Raw genomic sequence first — 18554 nt, 5'->3', positions numbered from 1 at the left:
TTTTTATGAGCTGTTCTAAATACTTGAGTTAATTCATTTCTTTGTCTGCCTTTTCCAGTTCTTTTTTGGAGGGAGCTTTCTTTTCTTGAGAATTAGCTTTTTCCGGTTCAAAAAGAAGTTGTGTATAAATAGGGAAATGATCGGAGTGGTTGTCCTTACCTAGTTCAATTTTGTTTAACCGAAACTCTTTAGAGACAAATATATGGTCTAACGGCCATCGCATGAGAAAACTATTGGCATCATAAGTATTAAAAAAGCCTCGTCCTTTTCTTAGATCTAATAACTGACTTACTTCTTGAAAAAGGGTGGTGGTTCTGGACCAAGCTACATCATTAAAATCACCCATAACTACATGAGGTTGATTAGGGTGCTCATGAATTTTTTTAGCGATCAGCATCATTTCTGCATCACGCTTTTTAGAAGTTTTGGCATGTTGGGGCATAGGTGGCTTGGGATGAATCACATATACTTGTACCAATCTGTTTTTTAATTTTATTTTAAAGTCTAAGGAAGGTATACTATCTTCAATTAAATAGTGAGTTTGGGGTTGAAACAATTGCTTTTTTGAATAAAGCAACATGCCGTACGTATTAGGGAGTGGCACTTTAATTTGATAGGGGTATTTTTCGTGAAATACTTTATCTATAGAAGTCAACCAAGCTTGATTGGTTTCTGTAAGTAAAAAAAGATCTGGATGGTATTGTTCTATTTGTTGAATTACCTTTTGATGTTGTTTGTTTTTCTGAAGCACATTGGCCACATAAACTTTTAAATCACTTTTATCTTCCGAAGAATTATTTACTTCATAAGGAGCAAATGGCGTATAAGGATAGATTTTTATTCCTTGTACAATGAAGCATAGTAATAAAGAGAGGATGAAAATATAATCTTTCCAATTTTTTCTTTCAAACTTAAAAAAATAGATAAGTAAAATAAATAAGGTAAGAAAAGTAAGCTGTACGTGCGGAAAATCAAAAATACGAACCCACCAAGCATCTGCAGCTAAAAAAGGTAAGATAGTCAAAACTACAGCAATAACTGCTAAAATGCGAAAGATGGTTTTTAATATCAAAATAGCGGAATAAAAAAGCCCTATTATCTTGAAGGGCCTTTGTGGTTATTGTTCTTTTGTATTAACGGTAATGGTTTCAGATCTAAATTTATTCTTTCCAAAATCAAGTGTTCTTATAGGGAAAGGTATATTAATGTCGTTTTCATTATAAGCTTTTTTAATAGCTAAAATAGCTTTGTGTTTTGCGAACAAAATATCGCGTTGTTTGGTAACATCTGTCCAAAAACGCACCACATAATTTATAGAGCTATCTCCAAAACCCTCGTAAGCAAATTCAACTTCTTCATTTCTATTTTGCTTAAAAATTTCATAAATGGCATTTACCGTTATTTCTTGTACCTTTTCAAGGTCACTTTCATAACCTACGCCGCAATTTACCATCACTCTGGATCGTTTGGTGGAACTGTAATTTTTAAAAGAATCTTCTACAATTTTAGTATTGGGAATGATCACGTGGTTATTGTCACCTTGCTTAATAACAATATTTCGAAGGTTAACTTCCAGTACTTCTCCTGCATAACCATTGGTTTCTACCCAATCTCCAATTTGGATTTCGGGCAAAAAACTTAAAATCACACCAGATACCGTATTACTTAATGTGCCTTGTAAAGCTAGACCTATAGCTAAACCAGCAACTCCGGCACCGGCTAATATAGAGGTGAGTAATTTATCTAAGTTGAGTAATCCTAAGGCAATAAAAAAACCAACAGAGATAATAAGTAATTTTATAATCTTAATACTAATATCCCTAACAGAATGTTGAATACTTCTCTTAAGGAGAATTTTATTAAGTAAACGGGATATATATTTAGCAACAAATATGAAGACTATAAATACAAGAACCGCTAAAATAAAGTTGGGTAGATTCAATATTAATGAATCTAACCAACTTGCAAGTTTATCCCAAATGCCACTTATAGCATTTGAAAGATCAAAATTTGTTTTTTCTTTCATTCAGTAAAACCAACAATTATTTAATTTCCTTGTGGTTATCTTTAGTTTTCATTACCCAAGCATCTAACATCCAACTTGTTTTTTCTAATTCTCTAATATAAGCACCAATTAAATCAATAGTACCTTCATCTTCTGCTTTATCAGCAACTTCCACCACTTTTCTCAATTGGTTAAGAATCTTACCGTGGTCTTTTAATAAGGTTTTTACCATTTCCTCATCGGTCAATTCAGACTTAGATTCTTCTAAATTAGACAGTTTTAAATAATCAGATAAGTTACTGGTAGGTTGGTATCTTAAGGTTAAGATACGTTCTGCAATTTCGTCAATTTTTAAAACTGCATCATCGTACATTTCTTCAAATTTTTGATGCAAATCAAAGAAACTTTTACCTATAATGTTCCAATGAAAATTTCTTAGTTTTTGATAATACAAGTGATAATCTGCTAAAAGTACATTAAGTTCTTCAACAGTTGTGCTTATTTTTTCTTTGTTTAAATTTAAATATTCCATAGTTAAAATTTATCATTAAATTAATTTCAATACAAAATTACAATAGTTAAGAGTTGCCTCCAATTTTGTGTTCATATATTAATAAAAGTTTAACGACCAATAATTATGGATGAGTTTCTCGGTGAAGTTTGTCTAAAATGGTTTGCGATACCTGTCCGCCAGACACTCCGTAACCATCTGTTAATAGACCTTTCTTACCTGTAGAAGTGGTAATGCAATATAAAATAGAATTATCATCGGGATTACTCATTCCTTCAAATCGAAGAACCTTATCTACTTCAAATTCGTCGGCTGTATATTTTTCTTTTTCCGCTTTCAATTCTAAATATTCATCAATTAAATTAAAATCATGTTCATAGCCTTCTTCAAGTTTTAACTTGTTGATGGCTTCTGATAATGTTCCGTAATCTTTCATGGTTAACTTATTTTTCTTATCAAATTACAGCGAAAACCTAAGTTCAGCAAAAAAGGGGAGAGGTTTAATATAAGTTTAACTCCCTACTGATTTTTATTGGAGCCAAACAATCCTAAAGGTAAAACAAAAAGTAGAAATAAGAATTTACCGGTTACCAACCCAACAATAGTGATAATAGCTGCAATTAAGTAAAGCCAATATGTTTTTTTCATAAAACCCAATATAATAATGCAATGAGGAGGAAGATATAAAAAAACCAAAAATGTTTTAAAGACTTGGGTTGATTGCCCACCATAATTTTGGTGATTTTAAAATAAAAACTTCTATTTTTTGCGATATGATTATAAGCGTGATCGCTTATGGATTGAAAAATTTTATGGGAAGCATAGAGATTATGCCAAATCTTATTTCCGCTATAATAGAGACTTCTATAAGCTGAATCCGGTCCGTTGTAAACTTGACCATTAGGCTCAATAAGTTTACTGGCTTTTTTAAATTCTTTCAGCGGTATATCGGGAAAGTTTTTTGCAACTTCTTGATAGGTTCGAAATTCAATTTGTCCATTGGTTTTTAGTTCCCAACGGGTTTTCCAAAACTTGCAAAATCCACAATCACCATCCCAAACTAACATAGTTTTTTTAGGAGGGTAATGTGTATGTTCTATTTCTTTAAACATAATTTTAACCAATTAGGAATGCTATAATTGTAAAAGCTTGAGTATATTATGACAAATTTTATACGAAGATAAGCGCATGAAAAATAAATACTGTTTTTTTATAACATTCTTAAGTTTTTGTACTTGGTTAAATGCTCAGCATAATTTTTCTGAGCAGTTAGAAATTGCTGAAGCAGAAGCAAAATCTGCTCACTCATTTTTAGAAGTTGAAACCAGTAGTAATACAGGTAATTATGATGTTACCTACCACCGGTTAGAGTTTGAAGTAAATCCTGCAGTAGCATTCATTGAAGGGGAGGTGACAACCTATTTTGAAGCAAAAGAAAATTTAAACCAAGTTGTTTTTGATTTGGCACAGGGGATTAATGTAAGTGAAGTTAGCCAAGATGGTAGCTCTTTAAGCTTTCAGCATATCGATGAAGAATTAATTATAGAATTACCACAAACACAAGCTCAAGGAGTGCTAGATTCATTGACCATAAGTTATTCAGGAAATCCTGTAAGTACTGGTTTTGGTTCTTTTGAACAGTCTGAACACGAAGAAAACGAAATTATTTGGACGCTTTCTGAACCCTATGGAGCTAAAGCTTGGTGGCCTTGCAAACAAGATCTGATTGATAAAATAGATGAAATAGATGTTTTTATAACTTCACCTGCAACAAATAGTAAAGGACAGGAAAATATAGCGGTATCCAACGGATTGGAAGTAAGTCAAACCATAAATGGAACCAATAAAATTACCCACTTTCATCATTCGTATCCAATTCCGGCATATTTAGTGGCTATCGCCGTTACTAATTATTCGGTCTATAACCAGACGGTTAGTAATAATGGTAATCCTTTCCCCATTGTCAATTACGTTTATCCGGAAAACCTAAGTTCAGCACAATCTTCTACATTGGTGACGGTAGATATTATGGATTTATTTATCGATAAATTTGGTAATTATCCTTTTGAAGACGAGAAATACGGGCACGCCCAATTTGGTTGGGGAGGAGGTATGGAACATACTACCGTTTCTTTTATGGGAGGATTTAGCAGAGGTTTAATTGCCCATGAATTGGGACATCAATGGTTTGGTGATAAGGTAACCTGTGGGAGTTGGCAAGACATTTGGGTAAATGAAGGCTTTGCTACCTATATGGCTGCCATGGTAATAGAAGATTTTGATGGTGAAAATGCTTTCAACAGTGAGAAAGAGAGCATGGTAAATTACATTACTTCACAACCGGGAGGTTCAGTATATGTTCCAGCAGCAGATACGTTAAGTGTGGGAAGGGTGTTTAGTAGTAGGCTTTCTTATAATAAAGGAGCGATGGTGTTGCATATGCTTCGGAATAAATTAGGGGAAACCAATTTTTTTCAAGCACTACAAAATTATTTAAACGATCCTGATTTGGCATTTTCTTATGCAACTACCGAAGATTTAAAAAATCACCTGGAAATTCAATCGGGAGAAGATTTAGATGAATTTTTTGCCGATTGGGTGTATGGAGAAGGTTATCCTAGTTTTACCTTAACTTGGGAGCAATATGAAACAACAAATGATGTTGAAATTACCTTATCACAAATACAAAGTGATCCATCAGTAGATTTCTTTGAAATTGAGGTTCCCATACGTTTAATAGGAACCGATGGAGAAGTGTTAGATATGGTATTAAATCATTCCAGCAACAATCAACAATTTACTTCTTTTTCTAATATTTTTGAGGTGGAAGAAATCCTTATTGATCCAAATTTTGATATTATTTCTAGGGATAATACTTCGTTAGATACGGTAGAAAGCAAGTTAAGTACTTTTAAACTCTATCCAAACCCAACCAAAGGATGGGGAAGTATTCAAAAACCTAAAAATGTAAACATTTCTTTAGTAGAAATTTATAATACGCTAGGTGCAAAAATAAATTCATTTTCGCTTTCTTCTTCTTCTTTTTCAGTAGAAAATTTAGCAAGTGGGGTTTATTTTATAAAACTAAAAACTTCAGAAGGTGATCTGGTAAGGAAACTTATTAAAGAATAACTTCAAAAACCATATAAAACAAAAATCCCGATTCAATTGAATCGGGATTTTTTTATAACTAAAATTAAACTTTAGTTGGTTATTAGTTTAATTATTTAGCATTACCGGCATTACGAGCATGGTTACTTTCTCGCCGTCATCTAACCCGTCTTTTGGAGTTAGAATGCCTGCACGGTTGGGTAAACTCATTTCCAGTTGAACATCATTTGCATTCAAATTGTTCAACATTTCATTTAAAAAACGGGAGTTAAATCCAATTTGCATATCATCGCCTTGGTAATCACAAGTAAGGCGCTCTTCTGCTTTATTACTGTAATCTACATCTTCCGCAGAAATATTTAATTCTGCTCCGGCAATTTTAAGTTTTACCTGATGTGTGGTTTTATTGGAGAATATAGAAACCCTCTTTACAGAATTTAAAAACTGTGTTCTATCAATCGTTAAAACATTTGGGTTTTCTTTTGGAATGACCGCTTCGTAGTTAGGATATTTCCCATCAATTAAGCGACAAACCAATTGTGTATCGTCAAAAGTAAATTTAGCATTCGACTCGTTGTATTCAATTAATACATCGCTATCGCTATTGGCTAAAATACCTTTTAAAAGATTTAATGGTTTTTTAGGCATAATAAATTCCGCAGTTTCTTCCGCAGAAACATCTTCACGGGAATATTTTACCAATTTATGAGCGTCGGTAGCTACAAAGGTTAAACCTTCGGTAGAAAATTGAAAGAAAACCCCACTCATTACCGGTCTTAAATCGTCATTTCCACTAGCGAAAATAGTTTTGCTAATGGCGGTAGCTAAAATATCTGCCGATACTACTGTTTTACTGGGATCATCCAATTCCACTGCATTGGGGAATTCTTCACCGTTGGCATAAGCTAAAGCATATTTACCATAGCTAGAACTTAATTCAATGGTATTGTTGTCTTCCACAACAAAAGTTAAGGGTTGTTCCGGAAAAGTTTTTAACGTATCCAATAAAAGTTTGGCAGGAACAGCAATACTTCCTTCAGAATCAGATTCAACATCAAGTTCAGCAGACATGGTGGTCTCTAAATCTGAAGCCGAAACTTTTAATTTATCCTGATTTAATTCGAATAAAAAATTATCTAAAATAGGAAGAGTGTTACTGTTATTAATAACGCCTCCTAATATTTGGAGTTGCTTTAATAAATATGAACTAGAAACTATAAATTTCATGAGAATAATTTGATAAAATATTCATTAGGGTTACAAATATATTTTAATATATCAATATTTAAAGTAATTATTCATACAATTTTATTAACATCACTAAATGTTTTTATAAATTCACGGCTTCTAAAATTTATATAATGAAAAAAAACACCCTAATTGCTATTTTATTATTATTTACCATTACTGTTTTTTCACAAACGGAGAAGGAGAAAAAGCAGATCATAGCTCAATATGACCTAAAAAAACTGAATAAATTAGAAGAGAAATTCAGCAATATTTATAAAAAACAGAAAAAGGAAGCCCTTGAATATGCAGCAAAGCACAATATAAAAACCGTAATTAAAGACGAAGAAGGAAATATTTCTACACTGCAGCGAATAAAAAAAGATGGAACTCTTATTTATTACAAAGCATTTAATGAAGGTGCTGCAATTACTACAAGTACCACGAGTTTGTATGAAGGTGGTTCTTTGAATTTAAAAGTAGAGGGACAAGGTATGGAAGTAGGAGTATGGGACGAAAGTTTAGTAAGAAGTACTCATGAACTTTTAGAGGGAAGGGTAACCCAAGTAGATGATGCCTCTTTTCTTAGTGATCATGCCACTCACGTCTCTGGAACACTTATTGGCTCTGAAGTTCCTATTAATGGTCAAGGACGAGGCATGGCATTTAAAGCTAATTTACTTACTTTTGATTACAATAATGATATTCCGGAAATGGCTGCTCAAGCGGCAGAAGGACTATTGGTATCGAATCATTCTTATGGAATTGATCCTGAAGCTGTACCAAATTCGTATTTCGGATATTATGATGACTCAGCACAAGCAGCAGATGAACTTGCTTATAACGCTCCAAACTATTTAATAGTTTATGCCGCTGGGAATGAGCGAAATGACTCGTTTAATACTCAAGATAATGGTTATGATCTTATCGCAAGTAGTTCTTTAGCTAAAAATGTTCTTACAGTAGGAGCAGTAGAGCAAGTAGATAACTATACCTCACCAAGTAGTGTAACTATGTCATCTTTTAGTAGTTGGGGACCTTCTGACGATGGACGTATTAAACCGGATATTTCAGGAAAAGGAGTAAATGTTATTTCTTCAATCGCCACTAATGATGAAGCTTATGCAAGTTTTAATGGTACTTCTATGGCTTCTCCAAATGTTGCGGGAAGTCTATTACTATTGCAACAATTAAATAGAAATTTATCAGGTGGATTTTTAAAATCTGCAACCGTAAAGGCAATAGCAATTCATACAGCTTTAGAAACAGGCGTTAGCGATGGTCCAGATTATCAATATGGCTGGGGATTATTAAATATGGAAGCTGCTGCTTCGGTATTATTAAATTCCGATTTTAAGTCTATTGTAGAAGAAAATACGTTGAATAATCAAGAGATTTATAATAAGACAGTTGTACCCAATGGAGAAGAGCCTTTAGTAGTTACTATTGTGTGGACAGACCCTGAAGGTGATTCAATTGATTTTTGGAACTTGACGGAAGATGATGATACTCCTATGTTGGTCAACGATTTAGACTTAAGAGTAGAAGATGAAAACGGAACGGTTTTTTATCCTTGGAAATTAAATCCTGCTAACCCCTCTAATGCAGCAACTACTGGTGATAATAGCGTAGATAATGTAGAAAAAATTGAAATAGAAAATCCTCAAGGAGAGTATACTATTTCTGTAACCCATAAGGGGGCATTGGTTAATTCATTTCAAGATTTTAGTATCGTAGTTTCAGGAGTCGCAGAGTCTCAATTCACCTTTATCCCTAATGACACTTATCAAACATTTTGTAGTGAAGGGATTGGCGAGTTTTCTTTAAATTATTCTTCATTAGAAAACTTTTCAGAGAGCATAACATTTTCTGTATCAGGATTACCGGAAGGTATTACCAGTGATTTTTCTTCTAATGGAATTTCACAAGATCAAGAGGTGAATTTATTTCTTGATAACCTTAATACAGTTCCTGCAGGAGAATATAGTTTTACCGTTACAGCCACAGATAACCAAGGAACTATTTTAAGCAAAGATTTGACTTTTAATATCTTAGAGCCTTTAGCTGATTTTGAAGGCTTGTTTCCCTCAGAAAACATGAACGATGTAGTACTTAATCCAATATTAACCTGGGAGAATTTACCTGATAGTGAGTCATATTTTGTAGAGGTATCTAAAGATCCTAATTTTGGAACAATTGATTTTTCAGCAACTACAGAAGAAAATTCTATTGAAACCTCAGAGCTCGATCCGAATACTAACTATTATTGGCGAGTTAATGCATCCAACTCTTGTTATAATAGTGAGTATTCAGAAGGTAATTTTAAAACAATATCTATTGAATGTAATTCTCCTGTCTATGCTGAAGATACGCCGATAGTGATCGATGAAGCACAGCCTAATTTTCAACAGAGCACGATCACGATAACAGAAGATATGGATATTGAAGATATTAATGTGTATGTTGAAATTCAACATAGTTATTTAGGTGATCTCGCTATATATTTAACAAGTCCTTCCGGAACCGAGATTGGCTTGATCGATGGAGTTTGTGATAATGGTGATAATATGGAAGTTATATTCGATGATTCTGGCGATGCCTATAATTGTAGTCCAAACACTCCATCGCTTAGTGGAGTTATAAAACCTTTAGATGATTTAAACTCTTTAATTGGTGAAAATGTAATAGGAAATTGGACTTTAACTGTATTAGATTTTTACCAAGGTGATGGAGGTTCTATTGAAAATTTTGGAATAGAATTTTGTGGCTATGCAGCACCTACTATGAGTGTTAACAATCAATCGGTTGATGCGTTTAAGATTTTCCCTAATCCTACTGAAAATGCTTTTAGTATTCATGGGTTAAAAGAAACTTCCTCCTTAGCTATCTTTGATATAAACGGAAGAAAATTAATTCATGTTCCATCTATAATGAACAATCAAAAAGTAGATGTTTCCAGTTTACAAAGCGGAGTGTATTTTGTTAATATAGCATCAGGTTCAAATACCTTTGTCACCAAAAAACTAATCGTTAATTAATTACGATTTTTAGCATAAATAATCAGAGGCTGTCTACAAAGGCAGTCTCTTTTTTTGGGAATATAGTTAGCGCGTTTCTATACTTTAACGAGTAGATAGTGACCTAGCCTCTAGTTGCTGGTTTAGCCCTTTCTTCCAAGATACCATGAGAATTGTATAAGAGAATTTTTAAATAGCGGGAACAAATAATCCTTTAATTATCGACTATTGAAATTTGTAAACAGAAGAAAAGCAAGAATATCTTTAGAAGTCTACCAGATTAAAAAATTCATCTTTTAGTGGAATTTAATACAGTGAAAGCTAGCTAACGAGAAATGAATTTTAGCCTTAAACCTTATTTCTATTAAGAACCTTCACCGATTTAGGTCTTGAAGTTAAAACCGTAAAATGTATTAGAAATGATTTAAATCGCTTTCTGATACCTTTTTTTTCTAAAATAGCTAAAAAGAAAACCAAAAATCACCAACATTACCAACGGAACTAAAATATTAATCAGTTGCCATTGGGTGCGTTCTGCTTCTACTTTGTTGATGTTTAAAAACGGCAAAGTCACTTCCTTAGCTCTAATTTTTAAAAGACCTTGGTCATCTAATAAATAGTTGACTGCATTTACCAAAAACTCCTTGTTTCCGTAGGTAGTTGCCGTAAGTGGATCATAGCCTAATTCCTGCGGTTTTCCTTTTCTAAATGAATTTTTAATCACATCCCCATCAGAAATTATGAGCATTTTGGTGGGTTTACTTTCTTCCTTAAAATCCTTAAGAGGAAAAGGTTTTACCCGATTTTTATAAACCGAGGTAAACCTGCCTTCCAATAGAACCGCTAAGTTTTGGGCTCCACCAGTATACGATTTCGGATCAGGTTTTTGATTAATAATTTCGCTCAGTTGAAGCTGTCTCGGGACATCTTCTAATTTGGAAGCGTTAGAGCTTTTTAGAAGAATCGTTTTTTCAACACCGTTTTTAAGCGTATCAATAGGGTTGGCGAAATTAAACTTTACCGCTTCAATATTATTCACAATAGGATGCTTAATGTTCCCTATAGCCATCGGTTCATAAAACCAAGGATAAGGGTTAAACTGAGAATTATCTCCGGAACCTTGTGCTAAAACAATGGGAGCGGAATATACATCGTTAACCAATTCTGGATTTACCCGAATTCCATATTTAAAAAAGAAATCGGTTAAATTCAAATCGTTATAAAACGCTAACATCGAATTTTCTTTGTTGCTAAATAAACTGTCTTTTTCAGCGGTTACTGTTTCTATGAGCCATAAAGATTTCCCACCATTCATCGTATATTGATCAAGCACGAATTTTTCTTTTTCAGAATAAGCTTGGGTAGGTTTAGCTTCAATAATTAAATCGAATTCTTCTAATTGCTGAAGTGTTTTTTGCGGATCACTAGCTACAGAATCTAAAGTGAAAGGGGCGATGTAATAATACTCTCGAATACTTTTAATAAAGTCGGCAATATTGGCATCGGGCAATTCACCATTGCCCCGCATAATAGCTACTTTTTTGCTTCGCTCATTAATCAATTTATTAAATCCGTCGGTAAATACATATTCCAATTGCTGTACCGAACTATTCACGATATCTTCCTGACTATCGCCTAACTTGTTTTTAAGTAAATGAATCTTTACCCGTTGATCACCAAAATTAGCCACTGCCCAAGGAAATAGCAGGCTTTCACTTACTTTTCCATTTTGGGTGACATTGAGATTTTGCGGCGGCATGCCGGCATTGTAGAATTCAGTAGCGATTTCTTGCGCATTCCGGTTTTCTTCCAACGGATTGATAAAGTTGAATTTGATATTCGGATTGTACGCCTGATATTCTTCTAATAAATACCGGGTTTCATTCTGAAGGCGTTTAAATTCTGAAGGAAATTCACCCTTTAAAAACACATCCACAATGATGGGGTTGTCAACGCCGGCTAAAATTTCTTTAGACGTTTCAGAAAGTGTATAACGTTTATTTTCAGTTAAATCAAACCGCTGATATAGATGTGATGCTATTATATTAATAACTATTAAAACGGCAAGCACTATCGCCAAAGAAAGGTAGCTGTTTTGTTGCTTTCTCATGAGGTTTGACGTTTTAAATTCAACTTAGCTAAATAAAGAAATAAGAAAATAAAGCTTACAAAATAAATCAGGTCACGGGTATCAACGACTCCTCGACTTATACTTTTATAGTGATAACTAATGCCTAAATATTCTAAGGCATAAATATCAGACCCAAGTAAATTAATGGTAGAAAGTCCTTCCACCCCAAAATAGCATAGAAAACAAATCACCACCGCAATAATAAAAGCGACAATTTGATTTTTAGATAGGGTAGAAGCAAATAAACCAATGGAAGTATAAACCGCTCCCAAAAAAAGAAGTCCTAAGTAAGAACCAAGGGTGGCACCACTATCAAAATTTCCTTGCGGTTTTCCCAATTCATCAATGGTATAAATATAAAGCAGGGTAGGGACTAAAGCGAGTACGACGAGAAAGAAAGTCCCTAAATACTTCCCTAAAATCAAGTTGGTTAAGGTAATAGGTTTCGTGAGTAGAAGCTCTAAGGTACCTTGTTTTATTTCTTCAGAAAAGCTTCGCATAGTAATCGCCGGAATAAGAAAAATAAAAATCCAAGGAGCTATAAAAAAGAAGGGAGAAAGGCTCGCGAACCCATAATCCAGAATATTAAAATCACCCTGAAAAACCCAAAGGAAAAGCCCGTTGATTAACAAGAAAATACCGATTACCAAATACCCAATGGTAGAGGAGAAAAAGGCATTAATTTCTTTTAGAAAGATCGCTTTCATTCAATAAATTTACGTCAAACTTACAATTTTATTTACGCTCCAAGCTTCTGGCTTTGCTGCAAATTTCACTTTCGTAGCAGCCCAAACTTCTTTAAATAATTCAGAATGTCTATACTTTTGTAAGGCTTCATCACTTTCCCAATAGCTATACGTGAAAAAAATCGATTTATTTTCTCGGTCTTGGTATAATTCTAAAAATTGGCAGCCTTCAAAATTCCGAATATATTGTTTCTTTTTTTCAAAAAGAGCTTCAAAATTATGGATTTCTTCTTCTTGAAAATTCATTTTTACAATTCTAATCAGCATTGGTCTCTTCAAATTTAATGTTGATGGTATCGTTTAGTTTTAATCCAAATAATGTAGAAGCGCTTCCTACCGTACTAGGATTACTTTTATAAATAGCCAATTCAATATACCCAGAGGCATTAAAAAGCGCTAACTTTTTTCCGTCTTCTTCCCGCGTTTCTTTGGGTTTGCTAAAATTAATCGCTTCACTGTAACTCTCATGGATTTTGGTGAAACTTACAGAACGCGCATTGATTTTAAATTTTCTGCCTTTCCCGATACTTTCAAACAGTTTGCGGGAAATATTAGAAACCACATTTCCGTAGTTGTCAATATACATGACATGACCAATTAATTGATTTTGTTCTTTATTGACAAAAGGCGTAAAATCTTTTAGTTGTTTAATCTCAGGAATTGTTTTACCAATAACCTCCAAGGTACCGCCACGGGCAATATGGCAAGCTACCTTTACAAAAATATCCAGTACGGGGAAATTGGTTTCTACTGCATCGTGAATATTAATCTCCACAATCTTCTGAGGTTTTATTTCAGAAGCGATTAAAGACATAATTCCGTTATTGGCACAAATAAAAAAGTGATCGTCCAATTGTAAGGCAATATGTTTGTTTTCCGGGGTAATTTCAGAATCTACCCCAACAATATGAATGGTTCCTTTAGGAAAGCTATTGTACGTGTTTTTTATAATATAAGCAGCTTCGGTAATATGAAAAGGGGCAATCAAGTGTGAGATATCAACAATATTCACCGAATCCAGCTCACTTAAGATGGCGCCTTTAACCGCACCTGTAGAAGGGTCTTTAAGTCCAAAATCTGTTGTTAAAGTGATGATTGGCATTTATAAACTGTTAATATATTTAAGGTGTTAAACTCTTTTTTTTGCTTAAATTTGTGTTGTGCGAATTTAAAGATAAAACACTAATAAACATACCTGCTTTTGAACGAACTTATTATTGAACTTTCTGAAATTAGCCCACGTGAATTTTTTGGGCAACAAAATGCTAATATCGAGCTACTTAAAAAATACTTTCCGCAATTAAAATTAGTGGCGAGGGGCAATCAAGTTAAAGTTTATGGAGATGAAGAACGACTGGAAGAATTTGATAGGCGTTTTAATATGCTCATGGAGCATTTTGGAAAGTATAATAAATTAGATGAAAATTCTATTGAGCGTATACTTACCAGCGAGAAAAAAGAAGACTACGAAACTTCCTCTGAAAGTGGAGAAGTTTTAGTACATGGCGTAAGCGGTAGGCTTATCAAAGCACAAACGGCTAACCAACGTAGAATGGTAGAGGCCGTGAAAAGGAACGATATGGTTTTTGCCGTAGGGCCTGCTGGAACAGGAAAAACCTATACTGGAGTAGCCTTAGCCGTAAAAGCGTTAAAAGAAAAACAAGTAAAACGTATTATTTTAACCCGTCCAGCGGTGGAAGCAGGAGAAAACCTTGGTTTTTTACCGGGAGATTTAAAGGAGAAATTAGATCCTTACATGCAACCCCTTTACGATGGCTTACGGGATATGATTCCCCCTGAAAAATTAGAATCTTTTATTGAAAAGGGAGTCATTCAAATTGCGCCAATGGCCTTTATGCGCGGTAGAACCTTAGACAATGCTTTTGTTATTTTAGATGAAGCACAAAATACCACTCACGCGCAAATGAAAATGTTCTTAACGCGAATGGGTAAAAATGCTAAGTTTATGATTACCGGAGATCCCGGCCAAATAGATTTACCAAGAAGAGTGATTTCTGGATTAAAAGAAGCTTTATTGGTGTTGAAAGCGGTAAAAGGTGTCGAAATTATTTACTTAGATGATAAAGATGTGATTAGACACCGACTTGTGAAGAAAATCATTTCCGCTTACAATGCTATAGAAAACAGAGAATAACTATCCAAAAAATATATGAATACATTAACTAATACCAGCTATAATTTTCCTAATCAAACCAGTGTTTACAAAGGAAAAGTACGAGAAGTTTACCGCTTGGAAGATGATAAGGTGGTGATGATTGCGACTGATAGGTTAAGCGCTTTTGATGTGGTAATGCCTAAGGGAATTCCTTACAAAGGACAAATCCTGAATCAGATAGCTACTAAGATGATGAAGGCTACGGAAGATCTAGTTCCCAATTGGATGGAAGCTTCCCCGGACCCTAATGTTGCTATTGGTCAATTATGTACGCCTTTTAAAGTAGAAATGGTGATAAGAGGCTATATGGCTGGTCATGCTGCCAGGGAATATAAAGCAGGGAAAAGGGAACTTTGTGGAGTGAAATTACCGGAAGGCTTAAAGGAGAACGATAAGTTTGAAAGACCTATTATCACGCCATCTACCAAAGCTGATATGGGCGATCATGATGAAGATATTTCTCGTGAAAAAATATTGGAGAAAGGAATTGTTTCTGAAGAAGATTATAAAGTTTTAGAAGACTATACTTATAAACTTTTTGAACGAGGAACTGAAATCGCTGCCAAACAAGGCTTAATTTTAGTCGATACAAAATATGAATTTGGTAAAACTCCTGAAGGAAAAATTGTATTGATTGATGAAATCCATACCCCCGATTCTTCACGCTATTTTTATGCCGAAGGTTACGAAGAGCGTCAAGAAAAGGAAGAGCCCCAAAAGCAACTCTCTAAAGAATTTGTACGCCAATGGTTAATCGCTAAAGGCTTTCAAGGAAAAGAGGGGCAAGAATTGCCGGATATGACCGATGAATATATCAATTCCGTTTCCGATCGCTACATTGAGCTTTACGAAAAAATTACCGGTGAACCTTTTGAAAAAGCAGATATCGACAATATTGAAAATAGAATCCAAAACAATGTGCTGGCTTATCTCAACGAATAAGCAGTAGGGCATTAAGAATTTAAAATTCATCAGTTCGATTTTATGTGAAGCCTCTTTTTTTCATAAAATCGAACTGATAGTTAAATTATGATTTTTTCTACATCATATATCTTATCTGGCGATTATGTCTTTGAGGAAGGCTTGAGCTATTTTATTCTTAACTAGATACTTTTTAGAGAAAAGGAAAAAATTAAAACACATTTTCAAATATCATCAACCCAAATGCTACAGGTTTAGGTACAGAAGCAGCAGTTATGTTTTGAATTAACGATTATAAAAACCTAGAAAGAACTGTTTTTGCCGCAAATTTCTCATTAGGTTTAAATTACGCTATAGACTGAAAAGCTCAAAATAAGTAATTACTTTTGCTCGTACATCCTTCAGCAGGTTTCGTACATCGCTTCTAAAAATCCATCATTTAAAAACTATCTAAACGGGACTCCTTTTGCCAACGGTTTGAACCTGAAAATATAGAACGGAGCTTTTGCCTGGCTTTTGCCATTATGAAAGACGGCACCCAAATGTACTTGTGCTGCCGAAACATACATATAACCATCAACAAGGTTGTAGCTCACACCATCAGGCCAGAGCAAATTTTCATCAGAGAAAATATGGTGCACGCTTTTGTCTTTGGCAAGAATCACTGCTACACTATTGGTTTCCATGGCTGTCAAATACAAATTACCTTCGGTATCCATACTCAAACCACCATTGTTAGGTTTATCAGCGTAAGTTTCAATTCTTTTGTCCAATGCTGTTTCGTTTAAACTTTCATCCAATAAATCAACTAATCGTACACGGTAAACTTTGTTCCCATTCAAAGGTGCGTAATACAACCATTCAAAATCCTTGTCTGCCGTAATGCCATCACAACCCACCAGTAAATTTTTACCCTTTACTGCTAAAGGTTTTCCACTGACAACCGTTGGCCTATTTTCGGGTAGAGTGGTGCGATGCCCCTCCAGTAATCTTCTCGTCTTGCCTGTTTTCATATCGACAGTAATCAAGCTTGCCGCACTGCCATCACCACCGTTGCCTATGCCTTCGTCTGCAATAACAAACACACCGTGTTGGGTATCTACAACCATATCGTTGGGTTGTGAAGTCGGCACAACCGCAGTTTCGGGCAAATAATAAATGCGTTCCAAGGTATCAGTAATGGTATCCCAGCCTACAATTTTTGGCGTAACCGGATTGCGCTGCCCCATGTCGAGCATCCAGACAATGCCATTTTCATCATTTCTGATACCTAATACATTGCTTAAATAATGGTCATTCGTTTCTCGTGGTGTGTTCCATGCTTTGTTTGGAAATGGTGCAGTTGTTTTGGTTTTGCTATCGTATTTGACTACCCGAAAATTCTGATTGAAAATGGGTGATGGCTGTATACCAAATCGCCCTGATGCGTAAAAGCAATATTGCCTACCGACTGATCAACAGTTGCAAAAACTTCATTATTGACCTTTTGAGAATAAGCGTTAATACCTATTATTAAACTAAAAGCTAAAAGAGATTTTTTCATAGTTATATGGATTGAATAATGGTTTCTAAGGGCAAACGGGATTTGGGCTTAACGGACGGTTGATTCGTGTCTTCGGGATTCCTGTACCCAATAGCCACAGCAAAAAGAGAGTTGTAATGCTCCAATTTTAGGGTTTTATCGTATGCTTCTTTCTCAATACCTTCCATAGGTGAGCTGTCAATCTCAAGACTTGCACAGGCCGAAAGGAAAAAACCAAGCGAAAGATACACCTGATGCGCTAACCAGGATTTTATTTCTTTTTCGGGTAGCGGTTTTAGGAAATTGTTATAATAATCAACTGCCCCTTCCGGCAAATTTTGACGAATTTGTTCTTCAAATTTTTCAATGTTGTCAATGACACTAAACACCACCAAATGACTTGCTTCATTGATTTTTTGCTTATTGAAGAAGGAAGCACTTGCTAAGTCCTGTTTGGTTTTCTCGTCCGAAACGAAACTAAATTGCCAGGGTTGGCTGTTGATAGAGGATGGACTCAACCGCAAGATTTCTTTTAACTGATGTATTTTCTCAGCGGAAATTTTCGTGTTTGCGTTGTAACTTTTTGTTGTATATCTGCCTTTGGCCAGGTCTAAAAAACTCATTTTTATATCATTTTAGTTAACTATACTTTTTATAGTTACAATATTAACTACAGTATGTTATCTTTGCAATAACGGTCAAAAAGGATAGTATCAGATGTATTGTATAGACAACAAGCAATTTCCTTGCAGCACGAGCCTGACAATGAAATACATAGGTGGAAAATGGAAAGCGGTCATCCTCATTCATTTAATCGAAAAAAAACGATACAATGAATTGAGAAAGGAACTTTCAATGGTAACGGAGCGGACTATAAGTCTGCAACTGAAACAACTTGAATCGGATGGGTTGATAAAGCGCACTGTATACACCACCAAACCGCCATTAAAAGTAGAATATGAACTCACGGAATTTGGAAAAACACTCATTCCGTTGCTTAAAGGCATTGCCCAATGGGGAAAAGAAACGGCCAAGAGTAATAAACAGGTTAAAATAACGGAATAATAGGCAGTAGCTAGTTTAACCAAGCAAATAGTAAACCTAGCTTAAAACCGAAACTTAATGATCTCAAAGCTCGCACTAAGCATATAATTGCTCATTAGTCCCAACCAAAATCCGCTCAAATA

The 18554-nt window shown here is 34.6% G+C and carries 19 protein-coding genes; 5 read left to right on the top strand and 14 right to left on the bottom strand.

The annotated features are described in order from the left end of the window. Nucleotides 1-28: 28 nt before the first annotated feature. From FVB9532_RS14545 to FVB9532_RS14525, 6 genes are all read right to left on the bottom strand, one after another. The gene (locus FVB9532_RS14545; RefSeq protein WP_150545908.1) at nucleotides 29-1072 is read right to left on the bottom strand and encodes an endonuclease/exonuclease/phosphatase family protein; all 1044 of its coding nucleotides are present in this window, start codon (nucleotides 1070-1072) and stop codon (nucleotides 29-31) included. A gap of 45 nt (nucleotides 1073-1117) precedes the next feature. Then, the gene (locus FVB9532_RS14540) at nucleotides 1118-2026 is read right to left on the bottom strand and encodes a mechanosensitive ion channel family protein (protein ID WP_150545907.1); all 909 of its coding nucleotides are present in this window, start codon (nucleotides 2024-2026) and stop codon (nucleotides 1118-1120) included. Nucleotides 2027-2042: 16 nt separating this feature from the next. Next, nucleotides 2043-2537 carry a Dps family protein gene (locus tag FVB9532_RS14535; protein WP_150545906.1) on the bottom strand — a complete coding sequence of 165 codons (495 nt, stop codon included), beginning with the start codon at nucleotides 2535-2537 and terminating at the stop codon, nucleotides 2043-2045. A gap of 103 nt (nucleotides 2538-2640) precedes the next feature. After that, entirely contained in the window at nucleotides 2641-2952 is a 312-nt protein-coding gene (locus FVB9532_RS14530; protein WP_150545905.1) for a phosphoribosylpyrophosphate synthetase, read from the bottom strand. A gap of 83 nt (nucleotides 2953-3035) precedes the next feature. Continuing rightward, complete coding sequence (locus FVB9532_RS19935; RefSeq protein ID WP_262714403.1) at nucleotides 3036-3164, bottom strand: hypothetical protein; 129 nt, start codon at nucleotides 3162-3164, stop codon at nucleotides 3036-3038. Further along, the gene (locus tag FVB9532_RS14525; RefSeq protein WP_150545904.1) at nucleotides 3161-3628 is read right to left on the bottom strand and encodes a thiol-disulfide oxidoreductase DCC family protein; all 468 of its coding nucleotides are present in this window, start codon (nucleotides 3626-3628) and stop codon (nucleotides 3161-3163) included. Before FVB9532_RS14525 ends, FVB9532_RS19935 begins: the two co-directional genes overlap by 4 nt. A 76-nt stretch (nucleotides 3629-3704) precedes the next feature. On the opposite strand from FVB9532_RS14525, the gene FVB9532_RS14520 reads away from it, so the two are divergent. Further along, nucleotides 3705-5648, top strand: coding sequence for a M1 family metallopeptidase (locus FVB9532_RS14520; protein WP_150545903.1), 1944 nt, complete (start codon nucleotides 3705-3707; stop codon nucleotides 5646-5648). A gap of 87 nt (nucleotides 5649-5735) precedes the next feature. Here FVB9532_RS14520 and dnaN read toward each other — a convergent pair whose 3' ends face one another. After that, nucleotides 5736-6854: a DNA polymerase III subunit beta gene (dnaN, locus tag FVB9532_RS14515; RefSeq protein WP_150545902.1), complete on the bottom strand. Its 1119-nt coding sequence runs from the start codon at nucleotides 6852-6854 to the stop codon at nucleotides 5736-5738. A 134-nt stretch (nucleotides 6855-6988) separates the two neighbouring features. On the opposite strand from dnaN, the gene FVB9532_RS14510 reads away from it, so the two are divergent. Then, entirely contained in the window at nucleotides 6989-9892 is a 2904-nt protein-coding gene (locus FVB9532_RS14510; RefSeq protein WP_150545901.1) for a S8 family serine peptidase, read from the top strand. Nucleotides 9893-10295: 403 nt separating this feature from the next. On the opposite strand, the gene gldG is transcribed toward FVB9532_RS14510, so the two are convergent. The 4 genes from gldG to FVB9532_RS14490 are packed head-to-tail and all read right to left on the bottom strand — an operon-like array spanning nucleotide 10296 to nucleotide 13850. Continuing rightward, nucleotides 10296-11981, bottom strand: a complete 1686-nt coding sequence (gene gldG / locus FVB9532_RS14505; protein WP_150545900.1) for a gliding motility-associated ABC transporter substrate-binding protein GldG — start codon at nucleotides 11979-11981, stop codon at nucleotides 10296-10298. Next, nucleotides 11978-12709, bottom strand: coding sequence for a gliding motility-associated ABC transporter permease subunit GldF (gene gldF / locus FVB9532_RS14500; RefSeq protein WP_150545899.1), 732 nt, complete (start codon nucleotides 12707-12709; stop codon nucleotides 11978-11980). Before gldF ends, gldG begins: the two co-directional genes overlap by 4 nt. Nucleotides 12710-12718: 9 nt before the next feature. After that, nucleotides 12719-13015, bottom strand: coding sequence for a putative quinol monooxygenase (locus FVB9532_RS14495; protein WP_150545898.1), 297 nt, complete (start codon nucleotides 13013-13015; stop codon nucleotides 12719-12721). Then, the gene (locus FVB9532_RS14490) at nucleotides 13005-13850 is read right to left on the bottom strand and encodes an SAM hydrolase/SAM-dependent halogenase family protein (RefSeq protein ID WP_150545897.1); all 846 of its coding nucleotides are present in this window, start codon (nucleotides 13848-13850) and stop codon (nucleotides 13005-13007) included. The genes FVB9532_RS14495 and FVB9532_RS14490 overlap by 11 nt, the downstream gene beginning before the upstream one ends. Nucleotides 13851-13949: 99 nt before the next feature. Between FVB9532_RS14490 and FVB9532_RS14485 the strand changes: the two genes are divergently transcribed. After that, complete coding sequence (locus FVB9532_RS14485; RefSeq protein ID WP_150545896.1) at nucleotides 13950-14903, top strand: PhoH family protein; 954 nt, start codon at nucleotides 13950-13952, stop codon at nucleotides 14901-14903. 15 nt (nucleotides 14904-14918) lie between these two features. Further along, nucleotides 14919-15866, top strand: a complete 948-nt coding sequence (locus FVB9532_RS14480) for a phosphoribosylaminoimidazolesuccinocarboxamide synthase (protein WP_150545895.1) — start codon at nucleotides 14919-14921, stop codon at nucleotides 15864-15866. A 425-nt stretch (nucleotides 15867-16291) separates the two neighbouring features. On the opposite strand, the gene FVB9532_RS14475 is transcribed toward FVB9532_RS14480, so the two are convergent. The 3 genes from FVB9532_RS14475 to FVB9532_RS14470 all read right to left on the bottom strand — a co-directional run bounded on the left by FVB9532_RS14475 (nucleotide 16292) and on the right by FVB9532_RS14470 (nucleotide 17990). Continuing rightward, a complete protein-coding gene (locus tag FVB9532_RS14475; RefSeq protein WP_262714402.1) occupies nucleotides 16292-17083 on the bottom strand; it encodes an L-dopachrome tautomerase-related protein in 792 nt (263 codons plus the stop codon). A gap of 131 nt (nucleotides 17084-17214) precedes the next feature. Beyond that, nucleotides 17215-17388, bottom strand: coding sequence for a hypothetical protein (locus tag FVB9532_RS19765; RefSeq protein WP_228482358.1), 174 nt, complete (start codon nucleotides 17386-17388; stop codon nucleotides 17215-17217). 2 nt (nucleotides 17389-17390) lie between these two features. Next, the gene (locus tag FVB9532_RS14470; protein WP_150545894.1) at nucleotides 17391-17990 is read right to left on the bottom strand and encodes a nitroreductase family protein; all 600 of its coding nucleotides are present in this window, start codon (nucleotides 17988-17990) and stop codon (nucleotides 17391-17393) included. 94 nt (nucleotides 17991-18084) lie between these two features. Between FVB9532_RS14470 and FVB9532_RS14465 the strand changes: the two genes are divergently transcribed. Next, a complete protein-coding gene (locus FVB9532_RS14465) occupies nucleotides 18085-18432 on the top strand; it encodes a winged helix-turn-helix transcriptional regulator (RefSeq protein WP_150545893.1) in 348 nt (115 codons plus the stop codon). Nucleotides 18433-18554: the final 122 nt, after the last annotated feature.

It is taken from the genome of Mesonia oceanica (genome assembly GCF_902499555.1).
In the GTDB taxonomy this organism is placed as follows: domain Bacteria; phylum Bacteroidota; class Bacteroidia; order Flavobacteriales; family Flavobacteriaceae; genus Mesonia; species Mesonia oceanica.
This window is presented reverse-complemented; position numbering and strand designations above follow the sequence as displayed.